The sequence below is a fragment of the Methylobacterium sp. ap11 genome (assembly GCF_900110515.1).
Taxonomy (GTDB): domain Bacteria; phylum Pseudomonadota; class Alphaproteobacteria; order Rhizobiales; family Beijerinckiaceae; genus Methylobacterium; species Methylobacterium ajmalii.
In genome coordinates this window covers 37,733-53,586 of sequence record NZ_FOEB01000033.1, presented here as the reverse complement: position 1 = coordinate 53,586, position 15,854 = coordinate 37,733, and the positions used below count along the sequence as shown (strand labels likewise).

Here is a 15,854-nt window from a genome sequence, read left to right as displayed (position 1 = left end):
TGGATGTGCAAGCGCGGTAACGCGCTGAGCTGACCAGTACTAATCGCTCGATCGGCTTGATCGCTCTCATGATCCGTGTCCGGATCAACCCAACCACAACACGATGAAGACGCGCGAACCAGCCACCCGGCTGCCACTCGCAAAAACATGCTTGCCGGACGACGTGCTTGGCCGGTCTGGTGGTCAGAGCGGGGTGATCAGAACCCGATCCCATCTCGAACTCGGCCGTTAACCGCCCCAGCGCCCATGGTACTGTGTCTCAAGACACGGGAGAGTCGGTCACCGCCAGACCTGCCAAGCACGTCATACATTCCCTCGTCACGATCCGGATCGCGCCTTGGCGCGGGGTGGAGCAGCCCGGTAGCTCGTCAGGCTCATAACCTGAAGGTCACAGGTTCAAATCCTGTCCCCGCAACCAAACCATACGAAAAACCCCGCTCGGCATCGCCGGCGGGGTTTTTCGTATGTTCAGGCAAGGGCGATGCGCACGCGGCGGTTCTGCTTGCCCTTCTTCTCGATCGCCGTGACCGTCGCGGAGCCGATCTCTCCCGTCCGCGCGACGTGGGTGCCGCCGCAGGGCTGGAGGTCGAGGCCGTCGATCGCCACCAGGCGCACGCACCCACTGCCCATCGGCGGCTTCACCGACATCGTCTTCACGAGCCCCGGATTGGCCAAGAGCTCCTCGTCGCTGATCCAGCGCGTGGACACGGCCGCGTCCCGCGCGATCATCTCGCGCAAGCGAGCCGTCACCTCCTCCTTGTCGAGCCCGGCATCCGGGATGTCGAAGTCGAGCCGGCCCTCGCCGTCGCCGATCGATCCGCCGGTCACCGGGTAGGGGAGGGCGACCGAGAGCAGGTGCAGGGCGGTGTGCACGCGCATGCGGGCGTGGCGCAGGGGCCAGTCGAGAACGAGACGGACCGCCTCTCCCGGCCGCGGCAGCGTCTCGGTCGTCGCCACCTTGTGCAGCACCGTGCTCTTGTCGGCGCCGTAGACGGTGTCGGCGACCGTGATCGCGCTGCCGTCCTCCCGCACCATCCGGCCGCGGTCGCCGGGCTGCCCGCCGCCCTGGGCGTAGAACACGGTCCGGTCGAGGACCACGCCGGTCTCGTCGGCGGCCAGGACGCGCGCGCCGGCCTCGCGCAGGAAGGCGTCGTCGCGAAACAGGAGAGTGGTGGACATCGGGCCTCGCGGGATCGGTGAGTCGTGCCAGCGAGAGTGGCCCGTCGCCGTGCCGCCGTCGAGGTCACCAGGAATTAACCACGTCGATTAGCGAAACCGTAGGGCTGCCCGTTCAATCTCCGGCAAGATTCGAGACGAAGCCCGCGATGATCGCCACTCCGACCTTCCCGGACCTCTCGGCCCTCGTGGTCGACGAGAGTCTCTACATCCGCCGCATCGTGCGCGACATGCTGATGCGCGTCGGCATCAAGCGTCTCCTGGAAGCGCCCGACGGCGCCGAGGCGCTCGGCGTGCTCGCCGAGAGCAAGCCCGACCTCGTCGTGCTCGACTGGGACCTGGCGATCCTCTCGGGCGAGGAGTTCATCCGTCTCGCGCGCACGCCCGCCACCTCGCCGGCGCCTACCGTGCCGATCATCCTGATGCTGGCCCAGCCGCGCCGCAACGTGGTCGATCGCGCGATCAACCTCGGCGTCAACGAGATCATCGCCAAGCCGTTCTCGCCCAAGACCCTGTGGTCGCGCCTCGACGAGGTGATCAACCGCCCGCGTCCGTTCTCTCAGGTGAAGAGCCTGCTGCGGCCCCAGCCGCGGCTGGCCGCCGCGGCCGCGGTCAAGGGCCTGTTGTAAGGGTGCCGCGATCAGGTTCTGACATCGGCGGACCATGGTCCGGATTTAATCCCGGAGTCTAAAGTCTTAGCGTCGGCCCCGCGATCACGCTTCCGCCAGGCTCGACTTTTGTCCAATATCCCGTCCGAACCGATTCAGGCCCGTCAGTGGCCGGACGGACAGGGAGTGAAGCATGCTCAAGCGCCTCGCCGCCGTCGCCGCCGCCCTGGCGGCCATCTCCGGCCCGGCCGCCGCCCAGGACGTCGTGCGCCTCGGCAACCTGAAATTCGCCCATTACGGCGCGATCTCCTACATGAAGGAGATCGCCGGAAAATATAACCTCAAGATCGACGAGAAGCAGTTCGCCAAGGGCGCCGACATCTATCCGGCGATGGCGGTCGACCAGATCGACATCGCGGCCTCGGGCGCCGACGGCGCGGTGGCGGCGCGCGGCAACGGCGTGAAGCTTCTGGTGGTGGCGGGCTTCGCCAATGGCGGCGTGCGCATCCTCGGCCGGCCCGATCTCGGCGCCAAGACGCTGGCCGACGTGAAGGGCAAGAAGGTCGCGGTGGTGCGCGGCGGCACCCAGGACCTGATGCTGCTCGCCGAGCTCGAGAAGAACGGCATCACCTGGTCCGAACGGCCGGGCAAGGACGTGCAGCTCGTCTACTTCAACAACTACGCCGACCTGAACCAGGCGCTGGCGCAAAAGTACGTCGACGTGATCTGCCAGAGCGAGCCGCAATCGACGCAAGCGATCTCGAACGGCTGGGGCTACGAGATCGTCAAGCCCTACGACACCCCGGTCGGCGTGCCCTACCGCCCGCTCGTCATGACCGAGAAGATGTACACCGAGAAGCCCGAGATCGCCGCTCGGGTTCTCAAGCTGTTCGTCGAGGCGACCAAGACCTTCATCGAGAAGCCGGACCTCGCCGAGAAGTACGTCCGCGAAACGGTGTTCAAGGGCCAGCTCAGCAGCAAGGATTTTCGCGATTCGATGGAGAACGCGGATTATACCTACGACATGCCGGCCGGCCACATGCAGGTCACGGCCGACCTGATGCACAAGTACGGGCTCGGCAAGATGGTCAACCCGCCGAAGGGCGACGCGGAATGGGTCAAGCTCGACCTGCTGGAGAAGGCGAAGGCCGAGCTCGGCGCCAAGAGCGACCCCAAGACCCCGTCGAAGACCAACTGAGCCGGTCCGGAGACCTTTCGTGACCCGCCTCTCCGCGTTCCGCGGCGCCCTGCTGCCGGTCGGGCTCCTGATCCTGTGGGAGGCCGCCAGCCGCGCCGGCCTCTTCTCCGCCGTAGTGCTGCCGCCGCCGAGCGCGGTGGCCTCGCGCTGGATCGCCAGCCTCGTGCCGGCCCTGCCCTACGACCCGGCGACCCAGAGCTACACCGCCTGGCTCTTCTCCGGCGAGCTGCCGCACGATGCGGTGGCGAGCCTGGGCCGCGTCCTCGCGGGCTTTGCCATCGGCGTCGGCCTCGCGCTGCCGGTCGGGCTCTTGATGGGCACGAGCGACCGGCTCTACGGCCTCGTCAATCCGCTCCTGCAGATCCTGCGACCGATCCCGCCGATCGCCTACATCCCGCTCGCCATCGTGTGGTTCGGGCTTGGCAACCCGCCGGCCCTGTTCCTGATCGCGCTCGGCACCTTCTTCCCGGTCCTCGTCAACACGGTGGCGGGCGTGCGGCAGGTCGATTCGATCTACATCCGGGCGGCGCGCAACCTAGGGGCGAATTCCTGGACGATGTTCCGCCGGGTGATCCTGCCGGCGGCGAGCCCGTTCGTGCTCGCCGGCATGCGCATCGGCATCGGCACCGCCTTCATCGTGGTGATCGTCGCCGAGATGATCGCGGTCTCGGACGGGCTCGGCTACCGGATCCTGGAGGCGCGCGAGTACATGTGGTCGGACAAGATCATCGGCGGCATGCTGACGATCGGCATCCTCGGCCTCGTCATCGACGGCGCGATGTCGCGCCTCAACGACCACCTGCTGCGCTGGCATCGCGGCCTGGAGCGCTGACCATGACCGCGCAAGCAAAGACTGCGACGGCCCCGCTCCGCCGCCCCGAGCCCGCCGCCCGCCCCGGCCCGAGCGCCGCCGAGATCGCGATCGAGAACGCCTCGAAGGTGTTCGGCACCGGCGAGGGCGCCGTGGTGGCGCTCGACGGCGTCTCCGCGGCGATCCCGGGCGGGCAGTTCGTCTGCCTGCTCGGGCCGTCCGGCTGCGGCAAGTCCACCCTTCTCAACGCCATCGCGGGGTTCTCGCCCCTCACCGGCGGGTCGATCCGGATGAACGGCCGCCCGGTCGTCGATCCGGGCCCCGAGCGGGGCATGGTCTTCCAGGAATACGCCCTCTTCCCTTGGATGACCGTCGAGCAGAACATCCGCTTCGGCCTCGACATCAAGGGCGTCGCCCGGTCCGAGGCCGATGCGGTGGTTGCCCGCATCGCCCAGAAGCTCGGCCTGTCGGACTTCCTCGGGCGGTTTCCCAAGGACCTGTCGGGCGGCATGCGCCAGCGTGTCGCCATCGCCCGCATCCTGGCTCTCGACCCGCCGGTGATGCTGATGGACGAGCCGTTCGGCGCCCTCGACGCCCTGACCCGGCGCACGCTCCAGGACGAGCTGCTGCGGATCTGGGCCGAGTACCGCAAGACCATCGTGTTCGTGACCCACTCGATCGAGGAGGCGATCTACCTCGCCGACCGCATCGTCGTGCTCACCTACCGCCCGGGCCGGATGAAGCGCGACCTGATCGTGCCGCTCGCCCGCCCGCGCGATACCGCCTCGGCCGAGTTCAATGCGCTGAAGCGCGAGCTCGCCGGGCTGGTGATGGAGGAGCAGCAGCGCTTCACACAGGCCGAACTCACCGGGTCGGCGGTCGATTGACCGACGAATCCCGGTCGCCGATCGACGGCTGTGCTTGGTTGGGGCCGCGTCGTCCCGGTGCATCGGCGCGCGGCGCGGCACGATCGCGGCTTTGCGTTCGGCCCGGAGCCACGTAAGCTTCCCTCATGTGATGGGCTTAATCCGTCCCGCCAGGGTCGGACGTGAAGGATATCGGCATCGCCGATGAGGGATGAGACCGCCGTCTCCGTGCCGGCGCGCGCCGCGGAGTATGCCGAGACAGCGCGCGCGACCGCGCCTCCGCCGGATCCGGCGGGGGTCGACCCCCCACGTCGCCCGGATCGGCGCGCCTATGCGGCGCTCGATCTCGGCACCAACAACTGCCGGCTCTTGATCGCCGAGCCGGCGCCCTACGGGTTTCGGGTGATCGACGCGTTCTCGCGCATCGTGCGCCTCGGCGAGGGCCTGGGGACCACCGACCGGCTCAGCGACGACGCCGTCGAGCGCACGGTCGACGCGCTCGCGGTCTGCCTCGGCAAGATGCGCAGCCGCGGGGTGGTGCGGTCGAAGTCGATCGCCACCGAGGCCTGCCGGCTCGCCGTCAACGGCGCGGCCTTCGTCGACCGGGTCCACCGCGAGGTCGGGCTCGACCTCGAGGTGGTGGACCGGCGCACGGAAGCCTATCTCGCGGTCACCGGCTGCGCGGCGCTCGCCGACCGGCACGCCGAATCGGTGGTGATCTTCGATATCGGCGGCGGCTCGACCGAGATCATCTGGCTCGACGGCTCGGCCGCGCTCGCCCGCAGCGCCGACCCGACCCTGCGCATCCGCGCCTGGGATTCGCTGCCCGTCGGCGTCGTCACCCTGGCCGAGCGCTACGGCGGGGCCGACGTGACCCGCCCGGTCTTCGAGGGCATGGTCGAGGAGGTCGCCGACCGCCTGACCAAGTTCGCGCTGATCGCCGGCGCGGCGGCGCATGCGCCGAACTTCCACCTGCTCGGCACCTCCGGCACGGTGACGACGCTCGCCGCCACCCACCTGCGCCTACCCCGCTACGACCGGCGCCGGATCGACGGTCTGTGGATGCGCGACCGCGAGGTCACCGACGCCATCGACGGCCTGCTCTCGACCCGCCTGTCGGACCGGGCGCAGAACCCCTGCATCGGCCGCGACCGGGCGGACCTGGTGCTGGCCGGCTGCGCCATCCTGGAGGCGATCCGCCGGGCCTTCCCGTCCGAGCGCCTGCGCATCGCCGATCGCGGCCTGCGCGAGGGCCTCTTGATGAACATGATGCGCGAGGACGGGGTCTGGCGTCGGGGAGGGCGGCCGAGCTGACGGCCGGGTTCGGGGCTTTCGCGAGGCGGGCCCGCACGGATGTCGTCGGCGGGCTTGCGCCCGCGGGCCGCGGGCGTCATCTGCCGTGAAACGTTTTTCGGACATCGAAGGTCAAGGCATATGAGCGATCGTCGCGGCGGCGGCCTCCGGGGCGACCTGAAGCAGCGGGTCAAGACCGGGCGCGGGCGCACGGTCTCTTCCAAGATCTGGCTCGAGCGCCAGCTCAACGACCCCTACGTGGCCCGCGCCAAGCGCGAGGGCTACCGGTCGCGGGCGGCCTTCAAGCTCCTTGAGATCGACGAGCGCTTCCGGCTGCTCAAGCCCGGCCAGCGGGTGGTCGATCTCGGCGCCGCGCCCGGCGGCTGGTCGCAGGTGGCGGCCGCCAAGGTCGGCAGCCACCCGGGCGCGTCGGCCCCCCGGGGGCGGGTAGTCGGCATCGACCTCCTGGAGATCGAGCCGATGCCCGGCGTCGACTTCGTCACCCTCGACTTCCTCGATCCGACCGCGCCGGGGCTTCTCACCGAGATGCTGGGCGGGCCGGCCGACATCGTGATGTCCGACATGGCCGCCAACGCCACCGGGCACAAGAAGACCGACCACCTGCGGATCATGGGGCTCGCCGAGACGGCCCTGGCCTTCGCCCGCGAGGTCCTCGCGCCGGGCGGCCTCTACCTCGCCAAGGTGCTGCAGGGTGGTACCGAGGGCGGCCTGCTCACCGACCTGAAGCGCGACTTTTCGAACGTGCGCCATGTCAAGCCGGCGGCGAGCCGGGCCGATTCGAGCGAGCTCTACGTGCTGGCGACCGGCTATCGCGGCGCCGAGGCGACGGACGGGCCGTATCGCGAGACCGATGTCGGCGACGAGGAGGACGAGGCGGGCTGGCGGCCGTGACGCCGGCGGCGGCGATCGCTCGCGCCCGGGCGCTTCTGCTGGACGAGGGCTTTTTGGAGATCGGTCAGGGCATGCGGGGCGAGAGCTTCTATTTCGGCCTGCCCGGTGCCGAGGGGCAGTTGCGGGTGGCCAACCACGCTCGGACGCCGAAGCAGCGGCTGAAGCATCCGGAGGTGTTGGCGAGCCTCGTCCTCGCCGGGCCGTTGTCGGAGACGGCGTTGCGGGAGCGACTGGACGCGACCCTGCGGGATTTTCGGGCGCGGCGGGGGCGGCCGACGATGGCAATCACGCCACCCTGAACCTTATGAGGCGGATGCGTTCTTCCTCTCTCGTCGAAGGGGGGACGTACGGTTCCTCGTCGATCGTCCCAGCGGCGGGTCGGTTGGTGCCGCAGGCTCGCCCGCGATGACGAAACCGCCAGATCGTCCGCGCTCGCCGTCTTCGTCCTCGCCGCAGCCATGATCCTCGCCAAGCGCTTCGCACGGGCAGGATGAAGCGGGCCCTTGCGAGCGGCTGGTCACCGGACCGAGGTCATGCCATGTGTCGCCGGGTGACCGATCTTCCCCATTCCCTCCCGCCTGCGCCGCTTGCGAGCCTGGGTTGGCTCACCTTCTTCGAGGAGCAGCGTGAGCCGCACGAAGCCGATCTCGCTCCCGTGCGGATCGCCATGGTTCACCGCTCACGCCTGAGCGCCCTGTCGGAGGCGGGATCAGTCGAGCTGACGCTACCCGTTCATACGAATACCGGTGATTTCGCCGTGGGCGATTGGGTCCTGGTTGATCCCCGGACCCGGATGCTTCACCGACGCCTGACCCGCAGGACGGTCCTGGAGCGACGCGTCGAAGGCAGCCGAACCCTGCAGCCAGCCGCAGCCAACGTCGATACGCTGTTCATCGTCACCTCCTGCAACGCCGACTTCAATCAGGCCCGACTCGAGCGCTATCTGGCTCTCGCCAACCAGGGCGGCACGAATCCGGTGATACTGCTCACCAAGGCCGACATGGCGGCCGATGCTGACGTCTACCGCCGTCAGGCGGCCGAGTTGCAGCGCGGGCTCGACGTCGTGATCGTCAATCCCCGGCTTCCGGAGGCTGCCCGCACCTTGGCCTCGTGGTGCGGGGTGGGCCAGACCGTGGCGCTGGTCGGCTCTTCCGGTGTCGGCAAATCGACCCTGGTGAACACGCTCGCCGGCCCGGGACAAGCGCTTCCCCAGGAAACCGGAGGCATTCGCGAACACGACGCCAAGGGACGCCACACCACGACGGCGCGGTCTCTGCACGCCATCGCGGGGGGCGGCTGGGTGATCGACACACCGGGAATGCGAACGCTGCACGTCAGCGGCGCGACGGAAGGGATCGCAACGCTGTTTGCCGAGATCACCGAACTCGCACACTCGTGCCGGTTCCGCGACTGCACGCACGCGCACGAACCCGGCTGCGCCGTGCAGGCCGCCGTCGCCGACGGTACGGTCAACCCCGAGCGCCTGACCCGCTGGCGCAAGCTCCTCGATGAAAACCACGACAACACGCCAGCCTCCACGGGTCCGCGCGGCCGACGGAGTGCGGGCGGGTAGACATCTCTGCCCACCCCATGCGGTCGTTCTGCCTATCGGGCTCAGGGTGGCGGACAACATGGGTAAGCGGACGGGAAAGTCCGCCGACCACCAAGCGCATCGACCTTACGCCACAGAGGCTATGCGACTCATCCTGTCGGATCGACAGGGTGCGGGGATACGCGGTCTGAAGGGCTTTCCGTGAAAAGCCCCGCTCACCCCGCCCGCTTCGCCGCATCCGCCAGGAACTCCGCCACCGCCTCCACGAAGGGCTGCCCATAGGCATCCCGCTTGCGCTCGCCCACCCCGTGGACCGAGCGCAGGGCCCAGAGGTCGACGGGCTTGGCGCGCGCCATCTCGATCAGCGTGCGATCGGGAAAGATCATGTAGGCGGCGACGCCCTCCTGGCGGGCGAGCGTCGCGCGCAGGCCGCGCAGGTGCTGGAACAGCGCCTCGTCGGTTTCCGAGAGGCCGAGCGTGTCGTCGTCCTGGGTCGCGCGGCGGCGCTCCTTGGGGGCCTTCGGCTCGGGATCGGGGCGCAGCTGCACCGGCTCGCGGCCGAACAGGATCGCCTCGCCCTTGTCGGTGAGGGACAGGCCGCCATAGCCGTCGCCGTTCTCGGCCACCGCACCCGCGGCGAAGAGCTGGCGCAGGATCGCCCGCCAGGCCGCCACCGGCTTGTCGGAGCCGACCCCGAAGGTCTTGAGCTGGACGTGGCCGTTGCGGCGGATCTGCTCGCTCTCCTTGCCGTGGACGAGGTCGCAGATATAGGCGGCGCCGAAGCGCTGGCCGGTGCGCACCACCGCCGAGAGCACCTTCTGGGCCGCCACGGTGCCGTCGATGAGCGAGACGCCGCCGCGGCAGAGGTCGCAGCGCCCGCACCGCTCGCTCTGCTCGCCGAAATAGCCGAGGAGCGACTGGCGCCGGCAGGTCGCGCCCTCGCACAGGCCGATCATCGCCTCGAGCTTGCGGCGCTCGATCCGGCGGCGGTCGTCCGGCACCTCCTTCTCGTCGATCTGGCGGCGGCGGAGCGCCATGTCGTCGAGGCCGTAGAGGGTCAGCGTGTCGGCCGGCAGCCCGTCGCGGCCGGCCCGCCCGATCTCCTGGTAGTAGCTCTCGATGGTCGAGGGCATGTCGGCGTGGCAGACGTAGCGCACGTCCGGCTTGTTGATGCCCATGCCGAAGGCGATGGTCGCCACCACCACGACGCCGTCCTCCTGCAGGAAGGTGTCCTGGTTGCGCATCCGCACGCTCTGCTCCAGCCCGGCATGGTAGGCGAGCGCGTTGAAGCCGTCCTGCTGCAGGATCTCGGCGATCTGCTCGGTGCGTTTTCGCGAGGAGCAGTAGATGATGCCGCTCTCGGCCTTGCGCGGGCGCAGGAACCGCGAGAGCTGGCGCGTCGGGTGCTCCTTCGGCGCGAAGGTCAGGCGGATGTTCGGCCGGTCGAAGGAATGGACGAACAGCTCGGGCTTGCGCCCGCGGGGAAACAGCCGCTCGGAGATGTCGGCCCGGGTCGCGGCGTCCGCCGTCGCGGTCAGCGCCACGGTCTGCACGTCGCCGAGCGCCTCGCGAGCGCGCGCGAGGTCGCGGTATTCGGGCCGGAAGTCGTGGCCCCATTGCGAGACGCAGTGGGCCTCGTCGACGGCGAGCCGGCGCACGCCCGCGCCCTGCAACGCCTCGATCAGGCCGTCCATCAGGAGCCGCTCGGGCGAGACGAAGAGCAGGCGCAAGCTGCCCTGGCGGATGCCGCGCCAGGTCTCCCGGGCGCTCGATTCCGACACCGACGAGTTGAGGGTGCCGGCCTCGATGCCGAAGGCCTCCATCTGCTTCACCTGGTCGTGCATCAGCGCGATCAGGGGCGAGACGACGACGGTCAGCGATTGCTCCACCAGGGCGGGGAGCTGGTAGGTCATCGACTTGCCCGAGCCCGTCGGCATCACCGCGAAGACGTCGCGCCCGTCGAGCACGGCGCCGATCACCTCGGCCTGGCCGGGACGGAAATCCTCGTAGCCGAAGGTTTTGCGAAGGGCGGCGCGGGCCTCGTCGAGGCGGTTCGTCATGGGGTTCGATCGCTCTGCGCGGCCTTGCGACGGAGCGCGAGGCGTGTAGACATGCTGGCGACGGTGTCTACACAGGATCGCGTCCCATGTCGCTCAACATCCGCAGCCAGGAGGTGAATCAGCTGGCTGACAAATTGGCGACGATGGCCGGCGTGAGCAAGACGGAAGCCGTCCGCTTGGCGCTGACCGCCGAGATCGCCCGCCGCGAGGAATCCGTCCCGCTGGTCGAGCGCATCAAGCCGATCCAGGACTATATCGCGTCGTTCCGGCGCACCGGGCTGAAGGCGGACAAGGCCTTCTTCGACGACCTGAACGGCGAACCCTGATGTTCGTCGATGCCTCGGCGATCGTCGCGATCCTGCTCAAGGAAACCGGGGCGACGGATCTGACCAATCAGATCGATGATGCGCAGGATCCGGTCACGTCGACCCTTGCGGTCTTCGTAGCCGTCACGGCGATCAGCCGCGAGGCTGGCCTGTCCGTCGAGGATGCCGAACGGCAGGTGAGGGGATTCATGACGATCAGCCGCATCGGGCTCGTTGCCGTCGCGGAGGCCGAGGTCAACGGCGCCCTCTTGGCTTATGCCCGCTACGGCAAAGGGCGGGGCCATCCCGCGCGGCTCAATCTCGGCGACTGCTTCTCCTATGCCTGCGCGGCCGTCCGCGGCCTGCCGCTGCTGTTCGTCGGCAACGATTTCAGCCGCACGACGCTGCCGCCGACGCTCTGAGGCCGTTCAGGCGCGCACGCTCCCCTCCGCCACCTGCACCACGTCCGCCCGCCCGCCCAGCTCGCCGAACAGCACCGGATCGGCCCCGGTCATCCAGACCTGCCCCGGCAGGGCCTCCAGCGCGTCGAACAGGCCGGCGCGCCGCCGAGGATCGAGATGGGCGGCGACCTCGTCGAGGAGGACGAGGGGGCTGAGCCCGCTCATCCCGGTGACGAGGCGGGCATGCGCCAGCACCAGGCCGATCAGCAGCGCCTTCTGCTCGCCGGTCGAGGCGGTGGCGGCGGGCACGTCCTTGGGGCCGTGGCGGACCACGAGGTCGGAGGCCTGGGGGCCGGCGAGCGTCCGGCCGGCGGCGCGGTCGCGAAACCGGTTCTGTCGCAGGATCGCGCGGTAGCGGTCCTCGGCATCGACCGCCGGCCAGACCGCCACGAGGTCGTCGATGTCGCCTTCCAGCCGCACCCCGGCCCAGGGGAAGGGCGAGGCCTCGTCGCGGGTCGACAGGATCAGGCTGTCGAGGCGTTCCACGGTCTCGCGGCGGGCGAGCGCCACCGCGACGGCGAGTTCCGCCACCTCGCGCTCCACCGCGTCGAGCCAGGGTCCGTCGTCGGGCCGCTCCTCCAGCAGGCGGTTGCGCGAGCGCAAGGCCCGCTCCATCGCGTTGACCCGGGCGCCGTGGCCGGCATCGACGGCGAGCACCAGCCGGTCGAGGAAGCGGCGCCGGTCGCCGGCGGGGCCGCGGAACAGGGCGTCGAGGTCGGGGGTGAGCCAGACCACCCGCACCTGCTCGGCAAAGGCGGTAGGGGAGGGGGCGGTGGCCCCGTCGATGCGGCAGAGCCGGCCGCCGCGCTCGTCGCGGCCCCGCGGCGGCTCCCAGGCGGTGCCGATGCGGTGGTCGCCGTTCGGACCCTCGAGCGTCAGCGAGACCGCGAAGCCGCCCGCCCCGCCCTCGCGCGCCATCCCGGCGAAATCGGCCCGGCGCAGGCCCCGGCCGGGGGCGAAGAGCGACAGGGCCTCCAGGATGTTGGTCTTGCCGGCCCCGTTCTCCCCCACCAGCGCGACGAAGTGGCGTCCGACCGCGAGGTCGAGATCGGCGTGGTTGCGGAAGTCGCGGGCGATCAGTCGGGTGACGCGCAAGGGGTCTGGCTCGGTCATCCCCGGGCCATATCACAGGTCGTCGTCGAGGCCCGCCATGTCGCGTGCGCCGCAGATGATCCGATCGATCATCACGATCTCGGTCTAGACGCGATACAGGATCAGGTAGTTGCCTTCGACCAGCATACGCACGTCAAGACCGATCTCAGGAGCAGGTTTGCCGCGGAACGGATGGAACGCGAGGCTGAGGCAGCGCTCTTTGAGCGCGGCGACGAATCGTAGAGCCCGAACAGGGCTATCGGTCGCAATGTAGTCGCAGACATCCCTGAGGTTTTTGGCCGCTGGCGCGGAGATGACGACGCGCCTCACGCCTCGCTATCCGGGGTCCTGTAGCGTTCCTCCAACTCGGCGAACACGATCTCGGCCGGCTGATAGTTGCCGCCCTCCACGCCCTCTCGCCATGCCTGCCGGAGACGAGCGATCTGGGCCTCCCGGCTGCTCAGCAGACGCAGGGCCTCTTCCACGACCTCACTCTCCGAACCGTACCGGCCGGTTCCGACGAGGGCATCGAGAAGGGATGCTGAAGGGGAATCGAGGGAGACGGATTTCGACATGGCATGACTGTGCGCGCGACTCTCGCCGCGCGCAATCCCGCCCTCACACCCGCATCGGCATCAGCACGTAGAGCGCGGGCGCCCCCTCGCGGTCCTGGATCACCGTCGGCGAGCCCGGATCGGCGAGGCGGAACAGGGCAGTGTCGCCGTCGAGCTGGGCGGTGATGTCGAGGAGGTATCGGGCGTTGAAGCCGATATCGAGGGGGCCGGACTCGTAGTCGACGTCCAGCTCCTCGGTCGCCGAACCCGAATCCGGGTTGTTGACCGAGAGCGACAGGCGTCCGTCGGTCATGGCGAGCTTCACCGCGCGGCCGCGCTCGGACGAGATCGTCGAGACGCGGTCGACCGCCTTGGCGAACTGGTCGCGCTCGACCGTCAGGCGCTTGTCGTTGCCGGTCGGGATGACGCGGGCGTAATCCGGGAAGGTGCCGTCGATGAGCTTCGAGATCAGGGTGACGCCGGACGAGAAGCTGAACCGCACCTTGGCGGAGGAAATCTCGACGCCGACGGTCTCGCCGCCATCCTCGACGAGCTTCTGGATCTCGGCCACGGCCTTGCGCGGCACGATGATGCCCGGCATGCCGCCGCTGCCCTCCGGCGCCTCCATCTGGACGCGGGCGAGGCGGTGGCCGTCGGTGGCGACCGCCCGCAGCTTGAGCGAGCCCTCGGCGTCGATGGTGTGGAAGAAGATGCCGTTGAGGTAGTACCGCGTCTCCTCGGTGGAGATCGCGAACTGGGTCTTGTCGATCAGGCGCTTGAGGTCGGCGGCCGGCAGCTCGAAGCGGTGCGGCAACTCGCCGGCGGCGAGGTCGGGGAAATCGCCCTCCGGCAGGGCGCCGAGGGTGAAACGCGAGCGGCCCGAGCGGATCAGCATCTGGCCGGTCTCGCCGCTGGTCTCGAGCGAGACCTGGGCGCCGTCGGGCAGCTTCCGCACGATGTCGTAGATGACGTGGGCCGGCACCGTGATGGCGCCGCCGTCGACCACGTCGGCGGGGATCGTCTCGGTCACCTCGATGTCGAGGTCGGTGGCCTTCAGCTGGAGGCCGTCCGGCCCCGAGCGCAGCAGCACGTTCGACAGGATCGGGATCGTGTTGCGCCGCTCCACGACGCGGTGCACGTGGCCGAGCGACCGAAGAAGGGCCGCGCGCTCGACGGTGACTTTCATCAGGGTGATCCGTGTCTCGAACGACCGACCGTTCAAGGCCGGCAACCGCACTCGTTGCCCCGTGCACGCACGGGACGGGAACTTTGGCGAAGGCGCTCCCCGAAGGCAAGCCGGCGGGGGAGGCTCATCCACGAGCCTCCCCCGCGCGCGTCGCACAGGGTTATCGATTTGAGGACATCAGTCCTGGAGCATGCGCTTCAGGAGCTCGACCTCGTCGCAGAGCGCCGTGTCCTCGCCGATCGCCTTCTCGATCTTGCGCACGGCGTGGAGCACCGTGGTGTGGTCGCGACCGCCGAAGCGCCGGCCGATCTCCGGCAGGGAGCGCAGCGTCAGCACCTTCGAGAGGTACATGGCGATCTGGCGCGGCTTGACCACCGCGGCGGTGCGGCGCTCGGAGAGGATGTCGGAGCGCGAGACGTTGTAGCGGCTCGCCACCAGCTTCTGGATGTCCTCGATCTTGACCCGCTTCGGCTCGCGGTTCTTCACGAGGTCGCGGATCGCCGTCTCGGCGGTGTCGAGGGTGACGGGCGCCCCGGTCAGCGTCGCGTGGGCCAGGAGCCGGTTGACCGCGCCTTCGAGGTCGCGGCCGTTGGCGGTGATGGCCTTCGCCACGTATTCGGCGACCGCGGGACCCACCTCGAAGGCCGGGTGCGAGGCCCGCACCGCCTCGAGGCGCGATTGCAGGATCGAGGCGCGCAGGGCCTCGTCGAGGGTGCCGATCTCGACCACGAGGCCGCCGGCGAGGCGCGAGCGGACGCGCTCGTCGAGGGCTTCCAGCTCCGTCGGCGGCCGGTCGGCCGCCACCACGACCTGGCGCCCGGCATCGATGAGGGCGTTGAGGGTGTGGCCGAACTCGGCCTGGATCGAGCGGCCCTGGATGAACTGCACGTCGTCGAGGATCAGGACGTCGATCGCCCGCAGCTTCTCCTTGAAGGCCAGCGCACTCTGGGTCTTCAGCGCGTTGACGAAGCCGTACATGAAGCGGTCGGCGGTGAGGTAGATCACCCGCCGCCCGGCGTTCTTCACCGAGTGGCCGATGCCGTGCAGGAGGTGGGTTTTGCCCAAACCCACGCCGGCATGGAAGTAGAGCGGGTTGTAGAGCGCAGGGCCCCCGTCGTGGCGCGCGACCCGCTCGGCGGCGGCGTGCGCCAGCGCGTTCGAGCGGCCGACCACGAAGCTCTCGAAGGTCAGGCGCGCGTCGAGCGGCGCGCCGCCGAGATCCCCCTCCGGGGCGGCGCCGCGGGCCTGGCGCTCGGGCTCGGGCAGCTCGGCGGCCAAGCCGGCGGAGGCCGCCGGGCGCGGGGCCGGGGCGGGCTTGGCCGCGGCGGCGGCGCCCGGCCGGGCCGGGGCCATCGCGCCGCGCACCCCGACCTCCAGGCTCTCGATGCCGTCGGCCTCGCTGCGGAAGGTGGCGAGCACCCGGTCGATGTAGTGCGACTCGATCCAGCTCTTCAGGAACCGGGTCGGCACGGTGAGGCGGGCGACGCCGCCGGACACGTCCTGAAGCTCGAGCCGGGCGAACCAACTCGCGAACACGTCCTCGCCGAGCTCCGCCCGCAGGCGGCGCTTCACCCGCTGCCAGGCTCCCGCGATGTCGGCGGTGCCGCTGGTGCGGCCGTCGTCGCCGTTGCCGCCACGGCCGGAGCCGACTCCTTCCGCCAAGCTGCCGTCCACACGCATGACTGGTCCCTTCTCGGCCCGTCCGCGGTTGCCCGCGACCCGGTCCGTACGCAGATACGCTTGCCGCACCCCGGACGAGGGGCCCGGCGGCCGGGTCGAA

Annotated in this window: 17 protein-coding genes, 1 tRNA gene, 1 rRNA gene and 1 pseudogene; 13 read left to right on the top strand and 7 right to left on the bottom strand. The window is 69.8% G+C overall.

Annotated features, from left to right (window positions below):
* Positions 1–175: 175 nt before the first annotated feature.
* Together rrf and BMX97_RS29520 are read left to right on the top strand one after the other, a co-directional pair.
* Positions 176–291 (top strand): 5S ribosomal RNA (gene rrf, locus BMX97_RS29525).
* Positions 292–341: 50 nt separating this feature from the next.
* A tRNA-Met gene (locus BMX97_RS29520) sits at positions 342–418 on the top strand.
* A 50-nt stretch (positions 419–468) separates the two neighbouring features.
* On the opposite strand, the gene BMX97_RS29515 is transcribed toward BMX97_RS29520, so the two are convergent.
* Positions 469–1,179 (bottom strand): alanyl-tRNA editing protein, encoded by a 711-nt coding sequence (locus BMX97_RS29515; protein ID WP_091754713.1) that lies wholly within the window; start codon positions 1,177–1,179, stop codon positions 469–471.
* Positions 1,180–1,325: 146 nt separating this feature from the next.
* Between BMX97_RS29515 and BMX97_RS29510 the strand changes: the two genes are divergently transcribed.
* The 9 genes and pseudogenes from BMX97_RS29510 to rsgA all read left to right on the top strand — a co-directional run bounded on the left by BMX97_RS29510 (position 1,326) and on the right by rsgA (position 8,437).
* Positions 1,326–1,805, top strand: coding sequence for a response regulator (locus BMX97_RS29510; RefSeq protein ID WP_048432124.1), 480 nt, complete (start codon positions 1,326–1,328; stop codon positions 1,803–1,805).
* 172 nt (positions 1,806–1,977) lie between these two features.
* Positions 1,978–2,982 carry an ABC transporter substrate-binding protein gene (locus BMX97_RS29505; protein WP_091754712.1) on the top strand — a complete coding sequence of 335 codons (1,005 nt, stop codon included), beginning with the start codon at positions 1,978–1,980 and terminating at the stop codon, positions 2,980–2,982.
* A 19-nt stretch (positions 2,983–3,001) separates the two neighbouring features.
* Positions 3,002–3,814, top strand: coding sequence for an ABC transporter permease (locus BMX97_RS29500; protein ID WP_091754711.1), 813 nt, complete (start codon positions 3,002–3,004; stop codon positions 3,812–3,814).
* A 2-nt stretch (positions 3,815–3,816) separates the two neighbouring features.
* The gene (locus tag BMX97_RS29495; RefSeq protein WP_091754710.1) at positions 3,817–4,680 is read left to right on the top strand and encodes an ABC transporter ATP-binding protein; all 864 of its coding nucleotides are present in this window, start codon (positions 3,817–3,819) and stop codon (positions 4,678–4,680) included.
* A 183-nt stretch (positions 4,681–4,863) separates the two neighbouring features.
* Positions 4,864–5,973: a Ppx/GppA phosphatase family protein gene (locus BMX97_RS29490; protein WP_060845205.1), complete on the top strand. Its 1,110-nt coding sequence runs from the start codon at positions 4,864–4,866 to the stop codon at positions 5,971–5,973.
* A 120-nt stretch (positions 5,974–6,093) separates the two neighbouring features.
* Positions 6,094–6,864 carry an RlmE family RNA methyltransferase gene (locus BMX97_RS29485; RefSeq protein ID WP_091754709.1) on the top strand — a complete coding sequence of 257 codons (771 nt, stop codon included), beginning with the start codon at positions 6,094–6,096 and terminating at the stop codon, positions 6,862–6,864.
* Positions 6,861–7,163 carry a hypothetical protein gene (locus BMX97_RS29480; protein WP_244538707.1) on the top strand — a complete coding sequence of 101 codons (303 nt, stop codon included), beginning with the start codon at positions 6,861–6,863 and terminating at the stop codon, positions 7,161–7,163. Before BMX97_RS29485 ends, BMX97_RS29480 begins: the two co-directional genes overlap by 4 nt.
* An 87-nt stretch (positions 7,164–7,250) precedes the next feature.
* Positions 7,251–7,358, top strand: a pseudogene (locus tag BMX97_RS34010) (IS5/IS1182 family transposase); the annotation flags it as partial.
* A 44-nt stretch (positions 7,359–7,402) separates the two neighbouring features.
* A complete protein-coding gene (gene rsgA / locus BMX97_RS29475; protein ID WP_091754707.1) occupies positions 7,403–8,437 on the top strand; it encodes a ribosome small subunit-dependent GTPase A in 1,035 nt (344 codons plus the stop codon).
* A gap of 194 nt (positions 8,438–8,631) precedes the next feature.
* On the opposite strand, the gene recQ is transcribed toward rsgA, so the two are convergent.
* On the bottom strand, positions 8,632–10,476 hold the full coding sequence (gene recQ, locus BMX97_RS29470) for a DNA helicase RecQ (RefSeq protein WP_091754706.1): 1,845 nt from the start codon (positions 10,474–10,476) through the stop codon (positions 8,632–8,634).
* 86 nt (positions 10,477–10,562) lie between these two features.
* Between recQ and BMX97_RS29465 the strand changes: the two genes are divergently transcribed.
* Together BMX97_RS29465 and BMX97_RS29460 are read left to right on the top strand one after the other, a co-directional pair.
* On the top strand, positions 10,563–10,802 hold the full coding sequence (locus tag BMX97_RS29465; protein ID WP_091754705.1) for a type II toxin-antitoxin system VapB family antitoxin: 240 nt from the start codon (positions 10,563–10,565) through the stop codon (positions 10,800–10,802).
* Entirely contained in the window at positions 10,802–11,203 is a 402-nt protein-coding gene (locus BMX97_RS29460; RefSeq protein ID WP_091754704.1) for a type II toxin-antitoxin system VapC family toxin, read from the top strand. Before BMX97_RS29465 ends, BMX97_RS29460 begins: the two co-directional genes overlap by 1 nt.
* A gap of 6 nt (positions 11,204–11,209) precedes the next feature.
* Here BMX97_RS29460 and recF read toward each other — a convergent pair whose 3' ends face one another.
* The 5 genes from recF to dnaA form a co-directional block, all read right to left on the bottom strand.
* The gene (gene recF / locus BMX97_RS29455) at positions 11,210–12,355 is read right to left on the bottom strand and encodes a DNA replication/repair protein RecF (RefSeq protein ID WP_091754703.1); all 1,146 of its coding nucleotides are present in this window, start codon (positions 12,353–12,355) and stop codon (positions 11,210–11,212) included.
* Between the two features lie 84 nt (positions 12,356–12,439).
* Positions 12,440–12,664, bottom strand: coding sequence for a type II toxin-antitoxin system RelE/ParE family toxin (locus BMX97_RS29450; protein ID WP_091754702.1), 225 nt, complete (start codon positions 12,662–12,664; stop codon positions 12,440–12,442).
* The gene (locus tag BMX97_RS29445) at positions 12,661–12,909 is read right to left on the bottom strand and encodes a type II toxin-antitoxin system ParD family antitoxin (RefSeq protein WP_091754701.1); all 249 of its coding nucleotides are present in this window, start codon (positions 12,907–12,909) and stop codon (positions 12,661–12,663) included. Before BMX97_RS29445 ends, BMX97_RS29450 begins: the two co-directional genes overlap by 4 nt.
* A 43-nt stretch (positions 12,910–12,952) precedes the next feature.
* The gene (gene dnaN, locus BMX97_RS29440; RefSeq protein ID WP_060845197.1) at positions 12,953–14,074 is read right to left on the bottom strand and encodes a DNA polymerase III subunit beta; all 1,122 of its coding nucleotides are present in this window, start codon (positions 14,072–14,074) and stop codon (positions 12,953–12,955) included.
* Positions 14,075–14,251: 177 nt separating this feature from the next.
* Complete coding sequence (gene dnaA, locus BMX97_RS29435) at positions 14,252–15,754, bottom strand: chromosomal replication initiator protein DnaA (RefSeq protein WP_060845196.1); 1,503 nt, start codon at positions 15,752–15,754, stop codon at positions 14,252–14,254.
* Positions 15,755–15,854 lie beyond the last annotated feature (100 nt).